Origin of the sequence: uncultured Planktosalinus sp., from assembly GCF_963973675.1 — a bacterium.
In the GTDB taxonomy this organism is placed as follows: Bacteria; Bacteroidota; Bacteroidia; order Flavobacteriales; family Flavobacteriaceae; genus Planktosalinus.
Window position 1 is genome coordinate 1 of sequence record NZ_CAXBAN010000217.1, and the last position, 4,551, is coordinate 4,551.

Sequence of the window (4,551 nt, forward strand, 5' to 3'; positions counted from 1 at the left end):
GCTTGGACTATCAGGTTATCAATGCCGGACTGAGTGGTGAAACTACAGCCAGTGGCAAGAACCGAATCAACTGGGTACTCAATCAACATGTTGATTTATTTGTTCTTGAGCTGGGTTCCAATGATGGATTGAGGGGGGTGCCTTTGAGTGAAACCAAAAACAACCTGCAGGAAATCATCGATTTTGTCAAAGAGAAAAACCAGGATGCCCAAATTATCCTTGCCGGTATGGAAATTCCGCCCAATATGGGTCCGGAATACACCTCTACTTTCAGGACGCTTTTTCCTGAACTTGCGAGCGCAAATGATCTTTACTTAATACCCTTTTTACTTGAAGACGTTGGAGGAGTTCCTGAACTGAATCAGCGCGACGGAATACACCCTACGGAAGAGGGCCACCAACTCATGGCCAGAAATGTCTGGGAAGTTTTGGGGCCTCTACTTAAAAAAGAAGCTGAATAGGTTTATACAATACTTACTAAAGACCATGCACATACTCATACACCCTGTTTATTTTGGTTCAATTGCAAACTTTGTTGCAATCGCAAAAGCAGAAAAAATCACTTTTGAAAAGGAAGACAACTACCAAAAACAAACCTACAGAAACCGCACATTCATTGCTACTCCCGAAGGTCCCTTGTTGCTTAATATTCCCATCAAACACACCTCCAAGGGCAAACGTGGAGAACGTCAGCGCAGCCATCAAAAATATAAAAATGTGTGTATTGAAAACGATTTTCCGTGGCAGCGTGCGCACTGGAAGTCGATTCAGATTGCATATCGCACCTCCCCTTTTTTTGAATTCTATGAAGACGATTTTGCGCCCTTGTATCAAAAACCTTTTCGTTCATTAATGGAGTTTAATCTAGAGTGTTTTAAGGTTGTTTCTGAGGCCCTTGGTTTGGAACAGGAGATTTATTTCACCAATGAATATCATAAAAAGGCTGATGCCTTTCAGGATTACAGGTATCTGGTCAAAGCTAAAAACGAATTGACTTTTGTGAACAGTCCATATACGCAGGTACTGGAGAAACATCATGGGTTTTTACCAAACCTTTCCATACTTGATTTACTTTTTAATGAGGGCACTAATGCCTTGCACTATCTGGAAAGTCAATCGCTATGAGTCTTCAGTTTTTTGTTCACTATGGGATGCATTTTTTAGTGCCACTGGGCATTGGGTTCCTATTTTTTAGAAATTCCTATATTAGGGTTTATTTGATTTTTTTACTCGCAATGCTCATTGATCTGGATCATCTTTTGGCAGATCCTGTTTTTGACCCTAACCGCTGTAGTATAGGGTTTCATCTGCTACACAGTTATGCTGCCATTGGGCTTTATTCTTTACTGTTGTTTTTTACCAAAACGCGAATTGCAGGCTTTGCTTTGTTGTGGCACATCTTTACGGATGCCGTAGATTGTTTGTGGATTTGAATCAATTCCAGCTCAATACAGAAGAGATTGCATAATGATCAGAAAGTTTTTCGCTGTGGGTTTCAAAACTGTTTACCATAAAAGCCGGGTCGGAAAAAATAAAATCGATGCGTAATGGAATTTTTTTTAATTCAAAAGTTTTTCCTAAACCCTTTCCTCTTTCAGCAAAGGCGTCTTTTTTGGCACCTTTAATTTTTCTGTAGACATATGAAAAGGCGGTATTGTTCAGATCGGCTGTAACAATTGTTTTATAGTTGTTATTGTTGCTGTGTTCCACAAATTTTTCAGCCTGGGACTGCTGAATTTGAAAAGCGTTTGCAATTCTTCTTAAAAGTCGTTTAGACCGTTCCTGGTCAAAATCAACATCCGCTTCATTGATTTGAATAGATTGTAAATGAACATTGTAAATGCGAATGGTATCAAGGGCTTTAACCACATCTACAAAAATAGCGTTGTTTGAGGTGTTTTCAAACAGGAGGTTTCCTGAGTTTACAATGGGGTATTTGGAATAAATAGCCTGACCAAAGCCCGGTTTTTGCTTTTTTAACTCAATATACTTATGCACATAGTCTTTTAAATCAATTTCGGAGTTATTAGAATATTCCTGAAAGCTGATTATTTCAGGGTTGTTTTTTTTAATCAGGCTGTTAATTTGCAGGGGAATATCTTTTGCAGGTAACCAATTATAATTATTGAACAACCTTACATTGAAGCTCATTACATTCAATTGTTTTTCCTGTAAGGGTGGCGGGTCTGTCATCAGTATTCTGTAAAATGAATTGAACTGAATAAAACAGATTGCAAGAATTATTAAGGAAAATAGCATTTGCCGTTTCAGTCGTAACAACCAATAAACAAAAAACAACAAATTGATGAGCAATAAAGGAGAAACCACTAAACTCAACACTCCAATAAACGGAAAGCTCTTTGGTGGAATAAAAGGCACCAGCAACGATAGCAACAAAGCCAGGGCAAACAACGAGTTAAAAAAATAAAGTACTTTACCTATAAACCCCAATTTTTTCATGCTTACTCTTCGTTACCGGATTTAAACAGAAAATCTTTTTCTTCCTTGCTCAGACTTTCATATCCACTTTTACTTATTTTATCAAGAATGGCATCAATTTTTTTTTGCTTATTATTTTTATCTTCTCTTTTAGGAGTTTGTTTAGTGGATTTGGTGTTGCGGTGCACTGTTCTAAAAGGTTTCTTTTTAGGGCTTGTAAACAGCCCCACAAACCAGTCTGAAATTGATTCCCACCAGGCACCAATGTCATTGCCTTTATCCAGTTGTTTTACATATACATACCCAAGCAAAGCACCTCCCAGGTGAGCGAGATGACCGCCGGCATTGCCCATCGGCATTCTGATCAAATCAAGTACGACAAAGAACGCAGCAATTTGCCATAGTTTTACCGTTCCCAAAAACAGTAACCGAATGCCCAAATGAGGCACTTTGGTTGCAATCCCCACCAATATGGCCATTACAGAGGCTGACGCGCCCATCATATAGGATCTACCTGTTCCCGAAAAAGCGGGAAACACATTGTAACTCAACATATAAATCAAGGCTCCACTGATAGCGCCGAGAAAATAAAAATTAAGCAAGCGTTTGGGAGTAAAATAGGTCAAAAAGTAATTCCCAAAGTAGTATAAAATGAGCATATTAAAGAAAATATGAAGCAAGCCCTGATGCATAAATGCATAGGTAATAATACTCCAGGGTTTAAAAAGCAGGTCTTCAGGGTCTTTTGAAAACACGAGCCAGTCTGAGATACTGTTCAAAGGCCATTCAAACAAAAACAAGACTACCTGAATCAAGTACATCAACACAAAAACAAGCACATTGACGAGAATCAGTTTCTCAACCACATTGGCCATTTTATACTTGTATTTTGCTTGTTCGAGTGCGTTCATTTAGCTTTTTATTTAAAATAAATCAAAGAAAGGATTAATACCATCTGTTTTGGTTAAAGCTGTTTTTCTTCCAATACCACATCATAATGAACCCAAACAGGGCTCCCCCCAGGTGTGCCCAATTGGCGATGTTCTGTCCGAATATTGAAAAGCCTGTTAGTCCTGAAAACAAATCTAAAAGTAGTAAAACCGGAATAAAAAACTTCGCTTTTATAGGAACAGGCACAAAAATAAGGAACAATTCCACATTTGGAAACATCATAGCAAAAGCCACCAGGATACCGTAAATGGCACCTGAAGCTCCTACGGCAGGGGTCATATAAGCAGCATAAAAGCTTTCGATGGTGTCTTTAGACATCACATCGAGAAGGCTGGTGCGATACTGTCCTGTTGAAAGCATGTTCTGAATTTCGGCAGGAGCCAATCCGGCTTGAAGCAGGGCGTCATAGCCTGCCTGAAAGTGGTAATAGTTCACCAGACTATGAATTAATGCTGCACCCAGACCTGCTGAAAAGTAGAAGAAGATAAATTTGTTTCTGCCCCAGAGTTGTTCGAGTGGGCCTCCAAACGCCCATAAAGCATACATATTGAAGAGAATATGTGTTACTCCGCCGTGCATAAACATATGCGTGAGGGGTTGCCAAATTTCAAAGTTTGGGTTTTCAAAGAAAAACAAGGAAAAAAGCCTGTAAGCTTCATCTCCCAGTGACATTGACCCTACAAAAAAGAGAATGTTGATAATCAGCAGTACTTTGACAGTTTCAGTAATCCTACCCATAATGTTTGCTTATGCTACAATTTAATATTAGTTACTTATTTTAAAATCTTTTTTCTAAATCTACCAATGGAACGGTAATGAATACTACTTTATTTTCCGGTGATACTGTGGGCTCCTTACAAGCAAACAAACAATTCACTAGATGTTCCTGTTGTTCTTTGCCCAGGGATATTCCTGATTTTACAGCCAGTGATTTAGCCATTGATTTTGATAAGACATCATTTTGACTAAATCCGGCATCAGGCACATCATTGCTGAGATCATCCAGTAAGTTTTCCATTATTTTTTGAACTCCCGACTCGGTTGTTATGGTTGGAATTCCTTTTACTTGAATGCGGTCATCCAGAAAACTTTCAAATGAAAACCCTGTAAATTCCAGTTGTTCTTTAACACTTTGAAGCAATGCCACATCTTTTTTGGAAA

Annotated in this window: 6 protein-coding genes and 1 pseudogene; 3 read left to right on the forward strand and 4 right to left on the reverse strand. The window is 38.7% G+C overall.

The genetic code is table 11. The features are described 5' to 3' along the window. The 3 genes from AACY61_RS09160 to AACY61_RS09170 form a co-directional block, all read left to right on the forward strand. Positions 1 to 461: arylesterase (locus AACY61_RS09160; RefSeq protein ID WP_339611273.1), on the forward strand; the 461-nt coding region annotated here is incomplete at its 5' end. Between the two features lie 25 nt (positions 462 to 486). Then, a complete protein-coding gene (locus AACY61_RS09165; RefSeq protein ID WP_339611274.1) occupies positions 487 to 1,125 on the forward strand; it encodes a WbqC family protein in 639 nt (212 codons plus the stop codon). Next, a complete protein-coding gene (locus tag AACY61_RS09170; RefSeq protein WP_339611275.1) occupies positions 1,122 to 1,433 on the forward strand; it encodes a DUF6122 family protein in 312 nt (103 codons plus the stop codon). The genes AACY61_RS09165 and AACY61_RS09170 overlap by 4 nt, the downstream gene beginning before the upstream one ends. A gap of 1 nt (position 1,434) precedes the next feature. On the opposite strand, the gene AACY61_RS09175 is transcribed toward AACY61_RS09170, so the two are convergent. From AACY61_RS09175 to AACY61_RS09190, 4 genes and pseudogenes are all read right to left on the reverse strand, one after another. Further along, a complete protein-coding gene (locus AACY61_RS09175; RefSeq protein ID WP_339611276.1) occupies positions 1,435 to 2,460 on the reverse strand; it encodes an endonuclease/exonuclease/phosphatase family protein in 1,026 nt (341 codons plus the stop codon). 2 nt (positions 2,461 to 2,462) lie between these two features. Continuing rightward, complete coding sequence (locus AACY61_RS09180; protein WP_339611277.1) at positions 2,463 to 3,350, reverse strand: rhomboid family intramembrane serine protease; 888 nt, start codon at positions 3,348 to 3,350, stop codon at positions 2,463 to 2,465. Between the two features lie 34 nt (positions 3,351 to 3,384). Continuing rightward, on the reverse strand, positions 3,385 to 4,128 hold the full coding sequence (locus AACY61_RS09185; RefSeq protein WP_339611278.1) for a rhomboid family intramembrane serine protease: 744 nt from the start codon (positions 4,126 to 4,128) through the stop codon (positions 3,385 to 3,387). 40 nt (positions 4,129 to 4,168) lie between these two features. Beyond that, positions 4,169 to 4,551, reverse strand: a pseudogene (locus tag AACY61_RS09190) (DNA mismatch repair protein MutL); the annotation flags it as partial.